This is a genomic window from Nonomuraea sp. ATR24 (genome assembly GCF_041950485.1).
In the GTDB taxonomy this organism is placed as follows: domain Bacteria; phylum Actinomycetota; class Actinomycetes; order Streptosporangiales; family Streptosporangiaceae; genus Nonomuraea; species Nonomuraea ceibae.
This window is the reverse complement of sequence record NZ_JBGNUU010000004.1, coordinates 343,280-359,126: the sequence shown is the minus strand read 5'-3', so window position 1 is coordinate 359,126 and position 15,847 is coordinate 343,280. Positions and strand designations below refer to the sequence as shown.

General features: G+C 70.7%; 14 protein-coding genes. 10 read left to right on the top strand and 4 right to left on the bottom strand.

Annotated features, from left to right (window positions below):
* Positions 1-6: 6 nt before the first annotated feature.
* Both trpS and ACBI99_RS12620 read left to right on the top strand, forming a co-directional pair.
* Entirely contained in the window at positions 7-1,011 is a 1,005-nt protein-coding gene (gene trpS, locus ACBI99_RS12625; RefSeq protein ID WP_357584224.1) for a tryptophan--tRNA ligase, read from the top strand.
* A 92-nt stretch (positions 1,012-1,103) separates the two neighbouring features.
* A complete protein-coding gene (locus tag ACBI99_RS12620; protein ID WP_357584222.1) occupies positions 1,104-2,042 on the top strand; it encodes a YihY/virulence factor BrkB family protein in 939 nt (312 codons plus the stop codon).
* On the opposite strand, the gene ACBI99_RS12615 is transcribed toward ACBI99_RS12620, so the two are convergent.
* Positions 2,031-3,140, bottom strand: coding sequence for a D-alanyl-D-alanine carboxypeptidase (locus ACBI99_RS12615; RefSeq protein ID WP_357584220.1), 1,110 nt, complete (start codon positions 3,138-3,140; stop codon positions 2,031-2,033). The genes ACBI99_RS12620 and ACBI99_RS12615 overlap by 12 nt on opposite strands.
* Positions 3,141-3,238: 98 nt before the next feature.
* Here ACBI99_RS12615 and ACBI99_RS12610 point away from each other — a divergent pair, with 98 nt between their 5' ends.
* Entirely contained in the window at positions 3,239-3,490 is a 252-nt protein-coding gene (locus ACBI99_RS12610) for an SCO4848 family membrane protein (RefSeq protein ID WP_246644007.1), read from the top strand.
* Here ACBI99_RS12610 and ACBI99_RS12605 read toward each other — a convergent pair.
* Positions 3,402-4,805 (bottom strand): peptide ligase PGM1-related protein, encoded by a 1,404-nt coding sequence (locus ACBI99_RS12605; RefSeq protein WP_375072347.1) that lies wholly within the window; start codon positions 4,803-4,805, stop codon positions 3,402-3,404. The genes ACBI99_RS12610 and ACBI99_RS12605 overlap by 89 nt on opposite strands.
* A 461-nt stretch (positions 4,806-5,266) precedes the next feature.
* Here ACBI99_RS12605 and ACBI99_RS12600 point away from each other — a divergent pair, with 461 nt between their 5' ends.
* Entirely contained in the window at positions 5,267-6,502 is a 1,236-nt protein-coding gene (locus ACBI99_RS12600; RefSeq protein WP_375072346.1) for a M20 family metallopeptidase, read from the top strand.
* A gap of 9 nt (positions 6,503-6,511) precedes the next feature.
* On the opposite strand, the gene ACBI99_RS12595 is transcribed toward ACBI99_RS12600, so the two are convergent.
* A complete protein-coding gene (locus ACBI99_RS12595; protein WP_375072345.1) occupies positions 6,512-8,392 on the bottom strand; it encodes a Xaa-Pro dipeptidyl-peptidase in 1,881 nt (626 codons plus the stop codon).
* A gap of 291 nt (positions 8,393-8,683) precedes the next feature.
* Here ACBI99_RS12595 and ACBI99_RS12590 point away from each other — a divergent pair, with 291 nt between their 5' ends.
* The 6 genes from ACBI99_RS12590 to ACBI99_RS12565 all read left to right on the top strand — a co-directional run bounded on the left by ACBI99_RS12590 (position 8,684) and on the right by ACBI99_RS12565 (position 15,442).
* Positions 8,684-9,754 (top strand): BMP family protein, encoded by a 1,071-nt coding sequence (locus ACBI99_RS12590; protein WP_219500718.1) that lies wholly within the window; start codon positions 8,684-8,686, stop codon positions 9,752-9,754.
* A 94-nt stretch (positions 9,755-9,848) separates the two neighbouring features.
* Positions 9,849-11,378: an ABC transporter ATP-binding protein gene (locus tag ACBI99_RS12585; RefSeq protein ID WP_219500721.1), complete on the top strand. Its 1,530-nt coding sequence runs from the start codon at positions 9,849-9,851 to the stop codon at positions 11,376-11,378.
* Entirely contained in the window at positions 11,378-12,502 is a 1,125-nt protein-coding gene (locus ACBI99_RS12580) for an ABC transporter permease (protein WP_364173422.1), read from the top strand. The genes ACBI99_RS12585 and ACBI99_RS12580 overlap by 1 nt, the downstream gene beginning before the upstream one ends.
* The gene (locus ACBI99_RS12575; protein ID WP_219500726.1) at positions 12,499-13,776 is read left to right on the top strand and encodes an ABC transporter permease; all 1,278 of its coding nucleotides are present in this window, start codon (positions 12,499-12,501) and stop codon (positions 13,774-13,776) included. Before ACBI99_RS12580 ends, ACBI99_RS12575 begins: the two co-directional genes overlap by 4 nt.
* On the top strand, positions 13,773-14,168 hold the full coding sequence (locus ACBI99_RS12570) for a cytidine deaminase (RefSeq protein WP_219500729.1): 396 nt from the start codon (positions 13,773-13,775) through the stop codon (positions 14,166-14,168). The genes ACBI99_RS12575 and ACBI99_RS12570 overlap by 4 nt, the downstream gene beginning before the upstream one ends.
* Positions 14,168-15,442, top strand: coding sequence for a thymidine phosphorylase (locus ACBI99_RS12565; RefSeq protein WP_219500731.1), 1,275 nt, complete (start codon positions 14,168-14,170; stop codon positions 15,440-15,442). Before ACBI99_RS12570 ends, ACBI99_RS12565 begins: the two co-directional genes overlap by 1 nt.
* On the opposite strand, the gene ACBI99_RS12560 is transcribed toward ACBI99_RS12565, so the two are convergent.
* A complete protein-coding gene (locus ACBI99_RS12560; protein ID WP_219500732.1) occupies positions 15,439-15,825 on the bottom strand; it encodes a MarR family winged helix-turn-helix transcriptional regulator in 387 nt (128 codons plus the stop codon). The genes ACBI99_RS12565 and ACBI99_RS12560 overlap by 4 nt on opposite strands.
* Between the last annotated feature and the right edge of the window lie 22 nt (positions 15,826-15,847).

The following is a 15,847-nucleotide window of genomic DNA, read 5'->3' as shown; positions in this document are numbered from 1 at the left end:
CCTGCTATGGCCAGACCTCGTGTACTCTCCGGCATCCAGCCCACCGCGGACTCCTTCCACCTGGGCAACTACCTGGGTGCGGTCCGGCAGTGGGTCACCTTGCAGGAGACCCACGACGCCTTCTACTGCGTGGTTGACCTCCACGCCATCACCGTGCAGACCGAGCCCGCCGCGCTGCGCCGCCGCACCCGCGTCGCGGCCGCCCAGCTCCTCGCCGCCGGGCTCGACCCCGAGCGCGCCACGGTCTTCGTGCAGTCGCACGTCCGCGAGCACAGCGAGCTCGCCTGGATCCTCAACTGCCAGACGGGCATGGGCGAGGCCGCCCGCATGACGCAGTTCAAGGACAAGTCGGCCAAGTACGGCGAGAGCGCGGCCAGCGTCGGGCTGTTCACCTACCCGATCCTCCAGGCGGCCGACATCCTGCTCTACCAGGCCAACAGCGTGCCGGTGGGCGCCGACCAGAAGCAGCACCTGGAGCTCACCCGCGACCTGGGCCAGCGCTTCAACCACCGCTTCGGCGACACGTTCACGATCCCGGAGCCGTACATCCTCAAGGAGGTCGAGAAGATCACCGACCTCCAGGACCCGTCGGCGAAGATGTCGAAGTCCTCCTCCAGCCCGGCCGGCATCCTGGACGTGCTGGAGCAGCCGGGGCCGCTGCGCAAGAAGGTCATGCGCGCGGTCACCGACACCGGGTCGGAGGTGCTGTTCGACGAGGAGAACAAGCCGGGCATCTCCAACCTACTGCGGATCCAGTCGGCGCTGACCGGCGTGCCGATCCCCGACCTGGTGGCCCGCTACGAGGGGCAGGGCTACGGGACGTTCAAGAAGGACGTCGCCGAGGCCGTGGTCGAGGCGTTCACCCCGATCCGCGAGCGCACCGAGAAGCTGCTGGGCGACGAGGCCGAGCTGGACAAGCTGCTGGCGGCCGGCGCCGAGCGGGCCCGCGCGGTGGCCCGGCGGACGATGGCCGAGGTCCGCGACCGGGTGGGCTTCCTGCCGACGCTCTGAGCCGACGGCCGCGCCGAGGCCGTCCACTCGCCACGCGCACCGGCCGAGTCGGGTCGCCGCGTAAGCGGGGGCCGCCTGGGCAGGAGTGCAGGGTGATCGTGAGTGAGCGGGTGGCGGCCGCCAAGGCGCGCGGGCGGCGCACGGTGGAGAGCTGGCGGGTGCGGCGGCCGTCGGTCGACCACCTGATCAGGACCGTCCAGCGCTACCAGGCCACGTTCGGCGACCGGCTGGCCGGGGCGGTGACGTACTTCGCGTTCCTGTCGTTCTTCCCGCTGATCGCGCTGGCGTTCGCGCTGCTCGGGTACGTGATGTCCGTCGACGAGGCGGTCACCCAGGCGCTGGAGGCGGCGATCGCCGAGCGGCTGCCCGGCGTGTCGGAGGAGCTCGACCTGTCGGGCATCGGGGAGGCCAGGGCGACCGCCGGGATCATCGGCCTGCTGGGCCTGCTCTACGCCGGGCTGGGGGCGGTGGACGCGCTGCGGGGGGCGCTGCGCGAGGTGACGATGGCGACCTCGCCGCCGCTGAACTTCTTCCTCGGCAAGCTGCGTGACCTGGTCTCGCTGCTCATGCTCGGGGTGACGCTGATCGTGTCGGTGCTGGCGGGCGGGCTGGCCACGCAGGCGACGCGGATCGTGGCCAACTTCCTGTTCGGCGACAGCTCGCCGGTGGTCACGGCGGCGACCGGCGTGGTGGGCGTGCTGGGCAGCGTGGGCGCCGACTGGGTGCTGTTCGTGATCGTGCTCGGCTGGGTGGCGCGGCCCGTCCAGCCGTTCCGGGTGATCGCCCGGGGTGCGCTGCTCGGCGCGATCGGGTTCGGCCTGCTCAAGCAGCTCGCCTCGCTGCTGCTCGCGCAGACGCTGAGCAACCCGCTGTACGGCGCGTTCGCGGTCATGGTCGGGCTGCTGATCTGGATCAACTTCTCGGCCCGGCTCGTCCTGTACGTGGCCGCGTGGACGGCCACGGCGGGAGGCGCCCCGCCGCCCGAGCCGACGCCGATGCCGTTCAGGACGGGCCGGACGTCACAGGCGTGAGCGCCGCCTGCGCCGGATGCCGTAGCCGAGCCAGAGCAGCCCGAACAGCAGCCCGCCGCCGATCACCAGCGAGCCGACCGTGCGCGTGGTGCCGGTCTGCTTGGCGGCGGCGTTGTCCAGCAGCGGCGGCGGAGGCACGGCGCTGGGCGTGGCGCTCGGGGTGGTCACCGGGGCGGCCTGGGCCGGCGGCTGGTCGGGCAGCGGGTCGACGAGCTGCCCCACCGGGCTGACCTTGCCCCGGGCGGCGAACCCCCAGTCGAGCAGGTCGGCCACCTCGTCCCAGAAGTAGCCCTTGTGCCGCATGACGACCACGATGATCGTGTGGCCGTCGCGGGTGGCCGCGCCGACGAAGCTGCCGTGGGCCTTGGAGGTCCAGCCGTTCTTGACGCCGATCATGCCCTTGTAGCGCCAGAGCAGCTTGTTGTGGTTGCTGATCTGGTAGGGCTTCTTCGGCGCGGGGAACGTGGCGGTCTTTGTGCTGATATATCGCCGGAAGTCGGCGTTCGCCAGCCCGGCCCGCGCGATGAGCGCCAGATCGTACGCCGAGCTGCTCTGCCCCGGCTTGTCCAGCCCGCTGGGCGTCATGGCGACCGTGTCGTTCGCCTGGAGGCGCTTGGCCTCGGCGTTCATGTCGGCCATGGTCTTGGCCAGGCCGCCGTTGGTCTCGGCCAGCGCCATCGCCGCGTCGTTGCCCGAGGACATCATCAGCGCCCTGAACAGGTCCTCGACCTCGTAGATCGGCTTGGGCTGCAGGCCGACCGCGCTGCCCTCCTGGTTGACGGCGTTGCGGCTGGGCTTGACCTTGAGGTCCTTGTCCAGTTTGGGGATGAGCGTGACCGCGGTGAGGATCTTGAGCGTGCTGGCCGGCAGGAAGCGGCCGTGGGCGTTCCTGGCCGCGAGCACCTGGCCGGTCTCCTGGTCGGCGATGAGGAACGAGGTCGCCTTGGTCTTGGGCGGCGCCCGGAAATCGCCCGGCCTGACCAGCCCCTTGGCGCCCAGCGCGTCACCGCCCACCGGTGAGGTGGTCGGGTCGGCCTGGGCGGGACCTGCGAGGATGACCCCGAGACCGACCGCTGCGATGAGTGCCGTGACAGGCATCCGTTTCGTCCACATGGCGGTCTCAGCGTAGCTTCGAGTTGTATCCCATGTGCCGACACATCCCCCGAAGATCGGCCCACGACGCTAGAGAGATGGTCATGTCACGAAAGATCGCCGGATTCCTCGTCGCGCTCGCCGCGTTCATGGTCTTCGAGTGGATCAACCTGGGATTCAACCTTCAGGACGGCCACGACACCGGCTTCTACGTGGTGCACGGCATCCTGATCGCGGTCAACATCATCCTGGCGGTCGTGCTGGGGATCATCGGCCTGCGGGGGCTCGGCAAAGTGCCGTCCTGGTGGCGGCGTGCAGCTCGTCGGCCTCACGACGGGAGCCGGCGATCGTCGTGAAGCCCATCTTGCCGTGCTCGGGGATGGCGCCGAGCAGGTGGAAGACGTTCCCGGTGCCGGTCGCGGCGTCGAAGCCGAGGCCGAGCCGTTCGGCGGTGCGCAGCACCTCGCCGGGGGAGCGGCCGCGCAGGCCGTCGGCCGAGCAGTTGTCGGTGGCCGTGTAGTACGTGGGCCGGTCGCCGGCCATCAGCAGGCCGGTGCCCGGGTCGTACCGGGCTCCGGTGACGAGCTGGGCCGCCCCGTACGGATGGGTGGTGCCGCCGATCCGCAGGTTGATCTCGCACAGCAGGGCCGCGTAGCCGGCATCGGTCTTCATGGCGAAGAAGTCCATGCCGAACAGCCCGACCGCGCCCTTGCTCGCCAGAATGGCGGCGATCCGGTCGGCCGAGGCGCCCACCTCGGCGCGGTACTCCGGCGCGGCCGGGAACGTGCAGCCCTGGTAGACGTCGTTGTTGGCGCCGCCGAGCACCTGGTCGTGGGTGGCCAGCACCTCGTGGTGCCCGCCGGGCGAGATGCGGGCCAGCGCGCTGGGGAAGTACAGCGGCCGGTGCTCGATGAACTCCTCGACCACGGCGCCGCGCTCGGCGATCTTGGCGGTGAACGTCTCCCAGGTCTCGCCCGCGGCGGAGAAGCTGGTCGCGGCGCGGTCGCCTTTGGGCAGGATGGCGTTGCCGAGCCCCGAGTAGCCGTCGTTCAGCTTGAGGATGACGCGCTCGCCGGGCAGCGACTCGATGGCGTCCTCCAGCTCGGCGAGGGTGTGCAGGTCGCCGAAGCCGCGCGCCATGGGCACGCCCGCCATCGAGCCGAGCTCGCGCGAGCCGCTCTTGGAGCCGTAGTAGGCCAGCGCCGTGGCCGGGCCGTAGAGGGGCACGTTGAGTGACGAGGCGAGCTCCTCCTCCAGCTCGCTCAGCACGAACGGCACGATGAAGGCGTCGTCGTCGATCGCGGACCGCAGCCGGTCCATGACGTCGGGACGCGACAGTAACGTCCTGGTGAGCGGTTGCGCGTGCGGCTCGTCGAGGGTGATGAGCTCCAGCCGCTTGGCGGCCTCCTCCGGGTCGGGCAGGAAGCCGAGATAGTAGGCGACGATCTCCGGGTCGATCGGCGCGGACGAGAGGTAGACCACCTTGACCCCGGGCTCGCGCAGGGTCAGCAGCAGGAAGAGCAGGCGCTCCTCGTAGCACCGCGCTCCCGTGATGCGGCGGAGCTCGTCCTGCGGCAGGGAGAGCGAGGGTACGACCACCAGGGTCCCCTCGCCCGGCTCGAAGATGCTCAACCTGGCATACTTCTCCCCGAACGGGATATTAGTGATCATATTGCGAGTGAAACACGCATTCTTCTCAAATGCAGCAATCGCCGGAGTGTCATGACCATGACAGAAGGTGACAGCATTCGTCATGGCGGAGCACGTTTGGGATGCCTGGCTCGGGGTCAGGATTTAATGATCCCTTGTGACTATTTTCGGGCCACGCCGGATGGTCACAGTCCGTGACGACCCGTGGTTACGGGCATGCAGGCGGCTAACTTTTGGTGTAGTTGTCGGCGCGAACGCTCACGAGAGCGATAAAGTCGAAGCATCGCCGGGCCCGTGGCTGATCGCCATGTTCCCGGCTGAAGCCGCCCTCTTCGGGAGACGGCGGAGAGTCGCGCCCCCGTGTCGATGAGCTGCTCGGAACGGACAGCCGCCACTGAGGGACAAATGACGAAAGACGGCGCTATTAGGCCGTGCGGCGTTGGGCAGTGGTGATCGCACGGCATGGGACGGGATGGTGACTGATGCAGGGACGTGAGCTTCGAGGGGAACTCGACGCGTTCCTGGCGGGGATCGAGCAGGACCTGGTGGTCTTCCGCCGTGATCTGCACATGCACCCCGAGCTGGCCTTCGCCGAATACCGCACGACGCAGCGGATCGCCGAGCGGCTCAGCGCCGCCGGGCTGGTCCCCTCGGTGCTGCCGCGCGGCACCGGGCTGATCTGCGACGTGGGCCGGGGCGACGGCCCGACAGTGGCACTGCGCGCCGACATCGACGCGCTCCCGCTCCAGGACGAGAAGGAGCTGCCCTACCGCTCCACCGTGCCCGGCTCCTGCCACGCGTGCGGGCACGACGTGCACACCACGGTCCTGCTCGGCACCTCGCTCTTCCTGGCCCAGCAGGCCGCCGCCGGGCTGCTGCCCGGCCGGGTGCGCCTGATCTTCCAGCCCGCCGAGGAGCTGCCCGGCGGCGCCCTGGAGGTCATGGCGCAGGGCGGCATCAGCGGCGTCGACCGCATCTTCGGCCTGCACTGCGACCCGCGCGTGGACGTCGGACAGATCGGCCTCAAGTCGGGCCCGATCACCTCGGCCTGCGACAAGCTGACGATCCGGGTCTCCGGCCCCGGCGGCCACACCGCCAGGCCGCACCTCACCGCCGACCTGGTGTTCGCGCTCGCCAAGATCCTCACCGAGCTGCCCGCCGCACTGTCGCGCCGGGTCGACCCGCGCTCCTCGCTCAGCCTCGTGTGGGGCCGCGTGTCGGCGGGCTCTGCCGCCAACGCCATCCCCGACGACGGCGTGGCCGAGGGCACCGTGCGCTGCCTCGACGAGAACGCCTGGCACGCCGCCCCCGACCTGATCAAGTCCCTGCTGGAGTCGGTCGCCGGCGCCTACGGCGTCGAGGCGACGATGGACTACACGCGCGGCGTGCCGCCCGTGGTCAACGACGACGGCTGCGTGGAGATGCTGACCGAGGCGGCCCAGCGGGCGCTCGGCCCGGGCGCGGTGGTGCCCACCCAGCAGTCGCTCGGCGGCGAGGACTTCGCCTGGTACCTGGAGTCGATCCCCGGCGCGTTCGCCAGGCTCGGCACCCGCTCCCCGGAGTCCGGCATCACCTACGACATCCACCAGGGCACGTTCGACGTGGACGAGCGGGCCATCGCCATGGGCGTGCGCCTCATGGCGACGACCGCGCTCACCGCCCTGTTCGAGGGCACCCGCCTCCCGGCCGCGGACGAGATCACCTCCGCCCTGGCCTGAGGCGGGCCGTCACGGCAGCCGGCCGAAGACCACCGGCAGCTTCACCGACGAGCGGCCCGGCGACACCGTGACCTTGGTGCCCGCCGGGTAACGCAGCGTGTAGTCGTGGTCCGTCGAGATGATCACCACGCCGATCCGGTGCCCCTTCTTGAACAGGTGGTCCTGCGGCTGGAGATCCCACGTGAAGCCGTACTCGCGGCCCGGCCTCACGGGCTCGCTGCGGTCCTCCCGGTGCCGGTTGCGCACGTCCAACCACCCCCGCGTGACGATCTTGTACGGGGTCACCGCCGTGCCCAGCGTGCGCAGGGCGGTGCAGCCGGTGTCACCCGGGACGCCCTGGCCGTAGCAGAGCGTCTCGCCGGTCGGCACCAGCCTGCCGTCGGGCCGCGTGTCCGTCCCGTAGTCGACCAGCAGGGCGGTCAGATACGGCGTGGCGCCGTCGCGCATCGAGGCCCGCACCGAGATCGTCGGCGTGCCCGAGATCCGCACGTCGGCGGGCAGCGGGGCCGTCAGGTAGGCCAGCCGGTTCGGGTCCGCCGCGGGCGCGGTCCCGGCCAGGTCCTCGGCCGTGCGGGTCTTCTGGTCGGTGTACGACTCGCGCGCCGACCAGGGGCGGGGCAGCAGGCCGAGCTTGCCGCCCGAGCCCATCCACAGCCGCACCGGGTGGGCGCCCGGCAGCGGCCAGGAGGCGTGCCGCCCCCACTGCCCGGCGGCGATCTCCACGTCGGCCTGCGGCTCACGCATGACGCCGCTGTCGAGCCCGTACAGCCAGTGGTCGAACCAGCCGTGGAGCTGGCGCAGCCACTCGGCGGTGCGCAGGCTGAACGGGTTCATGTGGGTGCCCTGGTGCAGCCAGATCTTGCGCGGCACGTTCCGCTCGGCCAGGGCCTGCCACCACTGGGCGGCCTGCTTGGTCTTGACGTTCCAGTCGTTGAGCCCGTGCACCAGGAAGACGCTGGCCCGGACCTTGTCCACGTCGTTGAGGTAGTTGCGGGCGTCCCAGAACGGGCTGTAGTCGCCGCTGACGCGGTCCTGGGCCGCCGCCAGGCCGTCGATCACCGGGCCGCACACCGTCTGGCCGTCCTGCCTGGTCAGCACGAACTTGGCGAGCACGTCGGCGTCCTCGCCCTGGAAGCCGCCGGGGGCGAGCACGCCGCCGTTGGCCCGGTAGTAGTCGTACCAGGAGGAGATCGCGGCGATGGGCACGATCGTCTCCAGGCCCTCGACGCCGGTCGCGGCGACGGCGTTGGGCAGGGTGCCGTTGTAGGAGACGCCGATCATGCCGACCTTGCCGGTGGACCAGGTGGCCTCGACCGGGGCGCCGTTCGCGTCGAAGCCCTTGGCGCGGCCGTTGAGCCAGTCGATGGCGGCCTTCGGCCCGGCGGTCTCGTTGCGGTCGCCGGTGGTCGGGCAGCCGGTGGCCCGGCCGCTGCCCACGTTCTCGACCAGGGCTATGGCGTAGCCGCGGGGCAGGAAGTAGTTGTCGTAGTAGCCGGCGAACGGCTCACTGGCGAGCTTGTCCGCGTGCGAGCGCAGCGTGGGCAGCGGGTTGCCGTCCTCGTCCACGTCGACGGGGTGGTTGGGGACGTCGTTGACGCCGGAGAAGTACGGGCTGGCCTCCATGATCACGGGGACCTTGAGCCCCTGGTCGGTCTCCTTGGGACGCAGGATGTCGACGGCGACCCGGTCGGGCCGGCCGTCGTGGTCACTGTCGGTGCCTTCGACCTCGACGAAGACGGTCTGTTTGACGGCGTCCGCGCGGGAGAAGACCGGTTGGGTGGCGTTCCCCTCCACGCTGATGGCGGGGGTGTCCGCCGCGACGGGCCCGCTGGTCAGTCCCAGGACGAGGACCGCGGCCAGCGGCACGGCGATGGCCTTCCAAGGGTGCATGGCAGAGCTCCAGACGACTTTTCCGCCGGTTGGCGGGAATCCCTGCCATGATCGATCGGCGGTCACCGGCTGGCGAGGCCCAAAATTCGGCAAAGCTTGCCGGCCGCCACCTGAGCGGACGGGCCCGGAAATCAGGTCACGGACGCGCTTGATGTCGATAACGGAGCGGTTGCGACCCTGTGTGCTGGTTTGGTATGCCCTGGTCAACCAACTATCTTCCGTGCAGGGTTGCCGTACGTTTCTTCGCGCCTGCGATGAAGTTCGACGGCGGGGAAATGGAAGGGAGTCGCCTTGCTCAGCAAGCGATTCGGCAGGTTGGCGACCGGCACGCTGGCCGGTGCCATGCTCATGGCGGCCGCGGCTTGTGGTGGTGGCAGCACGGGCGGGGAGACCACGGCGAGCACGTCGCCCGGCACGGAGACCAACGCTCCGGCGGCGAGCGGCCTGAAGGTCGGCCTCGCGTTCGACATCGGCGGTCGCGGTGACAAGTCGTTCAACGACGCCGCCTACGCCGGCCTGGAGAAGGCCAAGGCCGAGCTCGGTGCCGACATCAAGGAACTGAGCCCCGCCGCCGACGGCTCCAACCGCGCCGAGCTGCTGACCCAGCTCGTCGACGCGGGCTACAACCCGATCATCGGCGTGGGCTTCGCCTACGGCGAGGACATCAAGAAGGCCGCCGAGGAGAACCCGGACGTGCAGTTCGCGGTCGTCGACTCGGCCTCGAACGCGGCCAACGTCACCGGCCTGCTGTTCGCCGAGGAGCAGGGCTCCTACCTGGCGGGCGTCGCCGCGGCGACCAAGGCCAAGAGCGGCCACGTCGGCTTCGTCGGCGGCGTCGAGAACGACCTGATCAAGAAGTTCGAGGCGGGCTTCGTGGCCGGCGTCAAGTCGGTCAAGGCCGACGCCAAGATCGACGTCAAGTACCTGACGCCCGACGGCGACTTCACCGGCTTCCGCGCCCCCGACAAGGGCAAGGTCGCGGCCGAGAAGATGTTCCAGGACGGCGCCGAGGTCGTCTACCACGCCGCCGGTGACTCCGGCCTGGGCGTGTTCCAGGCGGCTGCCGCGGCCAAGAAGAAGGCCATCGGCGTCGACTCCGACCAGCGCCAGACCGTCACCGAGCCCGAGCTGCAGGAGGTCATCATGACCTCGATGCTCAAGCGCGTGGACGTCGGCGTCTTCGAGTACATCAAGGCGTTCCAGGGCGGCGCCAAGGGCGGCAGCGACATCGTCTACGACCTCAAGGTCGACGGCGTGGGCCTGTCCACCACCGGCGGCGAGATCGACGACATCCAGGACAAGATCGACGCTGCCAAGAAGGACATCGTCGACGGCAAGATCACGGTTCCGGCCAAGCCGTAACCTGGGTAGGAACCATCGACCGAGGGCCCGAGTCCCGAGACCCGGGCCCTCGGGCATATCTGCCAGGCTCTAGGAGAAACCGAATGAGCGGCCGATGAACGCCGAGACGCCCGCCGTACAACTGGAGGGCATCACCAAGCGCTTCCCCGGCGTGGTGGCCAACCACGACATCTGCATCACCGTCCAACCCGGCACGGTGCACGCGATCGTCGGGGAGAACGGCGCCGGCAAGTCGACCCTGATGAAGATCCTGTACGGGATGCAGAAGCCGGACGAGGGCACCATCAAGGTCAACGGCCGGGAGGTGGCCTTCCGCACCCCGAGCGACGCCATCGACGCCGGCATCGGCATGGTGCACCAGCACTTCATGCTGGCCGACAACTTCACCGTGCTGGAGAACATCGTCCTGGGCGCCGAGCCGCGCAAGGCCGGCGTCATGCTCGACGCGGGCCGGGCGCGGGCGCGGATCAACCAGCTCGCCGAGAGCCACGGGCTGCGCGTCGACCCCGACCGGCTGGTCGAGGACCTCGGCGTCGGCGACCGCCAGCGCGTGGAGATCCTCAAGGTCCTCTACCGGGGCGCGCGCATCCTCATCCTCGACGAGCCGACCGCGGTCCTCGTGCCGCAGGAGGTCGAGGAGCTCTTCGAGAACCTGCGCGAGCTCACGGCCGGCGGCCTCACCGTCATCTTCATCTCCCACAAGCTCGACGAGGTGCTCAGCATCGCCGACGCGATCACCGTGATCCGGCGCGGCACCACCGTCGCCAGCGTCGACCCGGCCGACGTGACCGCCCGGCAGCTCGCCGAGCTCATGGTCGGCAGCGAGCTGCCCACGCCCGAGACGCGCGAGTCCACGGTGACCGACACGGTCGCGCTGCGCGTGTCCCACCTGACCCTGGAGGCCGACGGGCGGGCGCTCCTGGACGACGTGTCGTTCGACATCCGCAAGGGCGAGATCCTCGGCATCGCCGGGGTCGAGGGCAACGGCCAGTCCGAGCTCATCGAGGCCATCATGGGCATGCGCCCGGTGAGCGGCGCCGTCGAGCTCGCCGAGCAGGACATCTCCGCCTGGTCCACGCTCAGGCGGCGCGAGGCCGGCATCGGCTACATCCCGGAGGACCGCCACCGGCAGGGCCTGCTGCTGGAGGCGTCGCTCTGGGAGAACCGGGTGCTCGGCCACCAGACCAGGCGGCCGTCCCGCTCCGGCATCTGGATCAACCGGCGGGCCGCCAGGTCCGACACCCAGCGCATCGTCGACACGTACGACGTCCGCACGCCCGGCGTCGACACGCTGGCGCTCGCGCTGTCGGGCGGCAACCAGCAGAAGCTCATCGTCGGCCGCGAGATGAGCGGCGAGCCGAAGTTCCTCATCGCCGCCCACCCGACCCGCGGCGTCGACGTGGGCGCGCAGGCCGCCATCTGGGACCACCTGCGCGAGGCCCGCGCGGCCGGGCTGGCCGTGCTGCTCATCTCGGCGGACCTCGACGAGCTGATCGGGCTGTCCGACACGCTGCAGGTCATCTACCGGGGACGGCTCGTGGCCCGCCTCGACCCGTCCGACGTGACCCCGGAACGGCTGGGCGGATACATGACCGGCGCCATCACCGGCACGAAGGAGACGTGATGCCCGCAGGGCTCTATCGGGCATTGCTCACCGTGGCGGGCGCGATCATCGCCATCCTGGTGGCCATCGGCATCAGCAGCGTGGCGATCGTCGCGGCCGGGGCGAACCCCGGCGACGCGCTCGCCGCGTTCTTCGACTTCGGCGCGCGGGAAAGCTCGGTGTCCAACAGCATCGCCCGGATGCTGAACCGGGCCGTGCCGCTGTTCCTGGCCGGTCTGGCGGTGGCCGTCGGCTTCCGCATGAACCTCTTCAACATCGGCGTCGAGGGCCAGTACCGGATCGCGGCCGTCTGCGCCGCCTACGTCGGTTCGACGTTCGTGGCTCCCGCCCCGATCCAGATCACGGTGATCATCGTGGTGGCGGCGGCCGTCGGCGGCTTCTACGCGCTGATCCCGGCCGTGATGAAGGTGACCCGGGGGGTGAACGAGGTCATCTCCACGATCATGCTGAACTACATCGCGATCAACCTGGCGGCCTTCCTCGTCCGCGGCCCCTTCGCCGGCGAGCGCGCCAAGGGGCAGCTCACCACGACCACCCCGGTCCTGCCCGAGTCGGCCTGGTTCCCGAACATGAACTGGCTGCTGGAGGCGATCGGCCTGCCCGCGCCACGCGGCGGCGGCGTGTGGGGCTTCCTGCTCGTGGCCGTCGTCGTCGGCGTGGCCCTCTGGGTGGTGCTGGAGCGGACCAAGTTCGGCTTCGACGTCAAGGCCAGCGGCCTGAACCCGACGGCCGCGTTCGCCTCCGGCATCGGCCCGAAGCGCATGGTCATCTCCGCCATGGTGCTCTCCGGCGGCATCGCCGGACTGATCGGCCTGCCCGAGATCCTCGGCGACCAGCACGCCTTCGGCACCAACTTCACCCCCGGCCTCGGCTACCTCGGCATCGCGGTCGCGCTGCTGGGCCGTAACAGCCCCTGGGGCATCGCGGTGGCCGCGCTCCTGTTCGCCTTCCTGGACCGGGCCCAGGGGCCGCTGCAGTTCGCCGAGGTGCCGCCCTCCGTGATCACGATCATGCAGGGCACCATCGTGCTCCTCGTGGTCATCGCCAACGAGATCACCAGCAGGATCGCGCTGCGGCGCGAGGAACGGCGCGCGGCGCGAGAGCTCGGAAAGGTGAGCGCATGACCACCCTCGCCGGATCGAGCAGGATCCGCAAATACCACCTGGCGCTGATCGGCGTCGCGCTGCTGCTCATGCTGATGTCGCTGGTCCGGATCATCGCCGGGACCGACGACATCACCTCCTCCGGCGTGATCGGGGCGGCGCTGCTGTTCTCGGTGCCGATCGGGCTGGCCGGGCTCGGCGGCCTCTGGGCCGAGCGGGCGGGCGTGGTCAACATCGGCCTCGAAGGCATGATGGTGCTCGGCACCTGGTTCGCCGGCTGGGCCGGCTACCAGTGGGGTCCGGTGGCCGCGCTGCTGGCCGGGCTGATCGCGGGCGCGCTCGGCGGCCTGCTGCACGCCATCGCGACCGTCACGTTCGGCGTCGACCACATCATCAGCGGCGTCGCCATCAACCTGCTCGGGCCGGGCGTCACCCGCTTCCTGTCGGAGGTGCTCTACAAGGAGGGCTCCCCGGCCAACCAGGCGGGCGCCGGCATCACCACCTCGCCGCCGGTCTCGGGGGAGGCGTGGGAGTTCAGCCTGCCCCTGCTGTCCGACGGGCCCGACTGGCTGGGCTCGCTGGAGAAGACGCACTGGTTCCTGCTCTCCGACGTGGCCGGCATCCTGCGCGGGCTCACCCACGACGTCAACGTGCTGGTGATCCTGGCCGTGCTGATGCTGCCGCTGACGTTCTTCGTGCTCTGGCGCACCGCGTTCGGGCTGCGGCTGCGCTCGGCGGGCGAGAACCCGTGGGCGGCCGAGTCGCTGGGCGTGAACGTCCTGCGGATCAAGTATCTGGCCGTGGTCATCTCCGGCGCGTTCGCCGGGCTGGGCGGCGTGTTCCTGGTGTTCGTCAGCGACAAGTACGTCGAGGGGCAGTCGGCGGGCCGTGGCTTCATCGGCCTGGCCGCCATGATCTTCGGCAACTGGCGGCCGGGCGGGCTGGCCACGGGCGCGGCCCTGTTCGGCTACGCCGACGCCCTCCAGCTCCGCAGCCAGGGCGCGGTCACCTCGTTCCTGCTGTTCGGCGCGATCCTGCTGCTGATCTATCTGATCGTCAGGGCCCGCCGGATGCTGACGGCCGGGCAGTCCGCCCGCGAGTACACGACGATGGCGGCCGCCGCGGCCGGCATGGTCGTGCTGATCTGGCTGTGGCTGACTGTCGACAGGCTGCCGAACGAGTTCGTGTTCATCACGCCGCACGTGCTCACCCTGCTCGTGCTCCTGGTGGCGTCGCAGCGGCTGCGCATGCCCAAGGCCGACGGCGTGATCTATCGACGGGGGGAGCAGCATTGAGCATCGACTGGGAGGCGCTGCGCGCGGAGGCTGCGGAGGCCATGCGCCACGCCTACGCGCCCTACTCCAAGTTCCCCGTGGGCGCCGCCGCCCTGGTGGACGACGGGCGGATCGTCACGGGCTGCAACGTGGAGAACGCCTCCTACGGGGTGGGCCTGTGCGCGGAGTGCGGGCTGGTGTCGGCGCTCCAGGCGTCCGGCGGGGGCAGGCTGGTGGCCTTCACCTGCGTGGACGGCCACGGCGAGCTGCTCATGCCGTGCGGGCGCTGCCGGCAGCTCCTGTACGAGTTCGGCGGTGACGACCTGCTGGTCGAGACCGTCGACGGGCCGCTGCCGATGGCGCGGATCCTGCCGTACGCGTTCGGCCCCGTCGACCTGTCCAGGATGGCGTGATGGACGCGATTGAGGTCATCGTCGCCAAGCGCGACGGCGGCGAGCTGAGCGCGGCCCAGATCGACTGGGTGATCGACGCCTACGTGCGCGGCGAGGTCGCCGACGAGCAGATGTCGGCACTGGCCATGGCGATCCTGCTCAACGGCATGAACCGGCGCGAGATCGCCGGCTGGACGCAGGCCATGATCCGCTCCGGCGAGCGCATGGACTGGTCGGAGCTGGACCGGCCGACGGCCGACAAGCACTCCACGGGCGGCGTCGGCGACAAGATCACGCTGCCGCTGGCGCCGCTGGTCGCCGCCTGCGGCGCGTACGTCCCGCAGCTGTCGGGCCGCGGCCTCGGCCACACCGGCGGCACGCTGGACAAGCTGGAGTCGATCCCGGGCTGGCGGGCGTCGCTGTCCAACGACGAGATGCTCGGCGTGCTGCGCGCGGCCGGCGCGGTGATCTGCGCCGCCGGCTCCGGGCTGGCCCCCGCCGACAAGAAGCTGTACGCGCTGCGCGACGTCACCGGCACGGTCGAGTCCATCCCGCTGATCGCCTCGTCGATCATGTCGAAGAAGATCGCCGAGGGCACCGGGTCGCTGGTGCTCGACGTCAAGGTGGGCTCGGGCGCGTTCATGAAGACGCCGGAGCGGGCCCGCGAGCTGGCCGAGACCATGGTGGCGCTGGGCACCGACGCGGGCGTGCGCACGGTCGCGCTGCTGACCGCGATGGACCGGCCGCTGGGCCGGGCCGTGGGCAACGCCCTGGAGGTCGAGGAGTCGGTCGAGGTCCTGGCGGGCGGCGGGCCGTCCGACGTCGTGGAGCTGACCGTACGGCTGGCCAGGGAGATGCTGGAGGCCGCAGGGGTGTCGGGCAAGGACCCTGCCGACGCGCTGCGTGACGGGTCGGCCATGGACGCCTGGCGGACGATGGTCGGCGCCCAGGGCGGCGACCCGGACGCGCTGCTGCCGCGCGCGGCCGAGACGATGACGGTGGACGCCCCGGAGTCGGGGGTGCTCACCCGGCTCGACGCCTACGCGGTCGGGCTGGCGGCCTGGCGGCTCGGCGCGGGCCGGGCGCGCAAGGAGGACCCGGTGTCGGCGGGCGCGGGCATCACGCTGCACGCCAAGCCGGGCGACCTGGTCAGGGCGGGGCAGCCGCTGCTGACGCTGCACGCCGACGAGACGAGCCGCTTCGAGCGGGCGCTGGAGGCGCTGCGCGGCGGCTACGAGGTCGGACCGGCCGCGGGGGAGACCCTGCCGCTGATCATCGACCGGATCACCGCCTAGACGGACACCGCGGGCGCGTCGTCGAAGATCGAGGAGAGGACGGCGCGCTGGGTGGGGAGGGCTGCCGCGTGCCGGGCGCGGCCCTCCTCGGTGATGCACACGAACACGCCGCGCCGGTCGGAGTCGCACGCGCCGCGGCTGACGAGCGCGGACTTCTCCAGCCTGGCCACCACGCGCGAGAGCGCGCTCTGGCTCAGGTGGACCTCGTCGCACAGCTCCTGGATGCGCAGCTTTCTGTCGTGGTGGACCATCCGGTCGAGCACCTCGAACTCGCTGGGCCCCAGGCCGTGCTTGTCGCCCAGCTCCCGCTCCAGCATGCACATCGCCTTGGCGTGCTTCGCCAGGACGTAATGCCAGGTGCCGACCACGTGCGCCTCGTCCATGACGCGGAGATTACCACTAGGC